The organism is Helicobacter pylori (genome assembly GCF_001998165.1).
Taxonomy (GTDB): domain Bacteria; phylum Campylobacterota; class Campylobacteria; order Campylobacterales; family Helicobacteraceae; genus Helicobacter; species Helicobacter pylori_DL.
This window is the reverse complement of sequence record NZ_MTWR01000172.1, coordinates 1-283: the sequence shown is the minus strand read 5'-3', so window position 1 is coordinate 283 and position 283 is coordinate 1. Positions and strand designations below refer to the sequence as shown.

The window sequence follows — 283 nt, the reverse complement described above, 5'->3', positions numbered from 1 at the left end:
GTTAAACCCCTTGATGGGCCTTTTAAAATGACAAGCAATTTTTTAGAAAATCGGCGGTTTTTAAAGGACAATCCGGTGTTGTTTAAATTCTTTCCTTTTGGGGTGGATTTGATTCCCAGTAAGGGTTTATCTTTAGTGTTTGATCCATCGGTAAAGAGGGTTTTTAAGGGGGAGTTGGATTTTTATGGTAATAGTTTGATCAATTGCTATGGGCTGGGTTTGTGCGTTTTTTTAGCGCATTTAAAAGATGATGGAAGCGTGGGGAGTAGTGGTTTGAAAAAAG

Annotated in this window: 1 pseudogene; it reads left to right on the top strand. The window is 38.2% G+C overall.

The window, feature by feature from the left end:
- A pseudogene (locus tag BZK24_RS08735) lies at positions 1-283 on the top strand (M23 family peptidase); the annotation flags it as partial.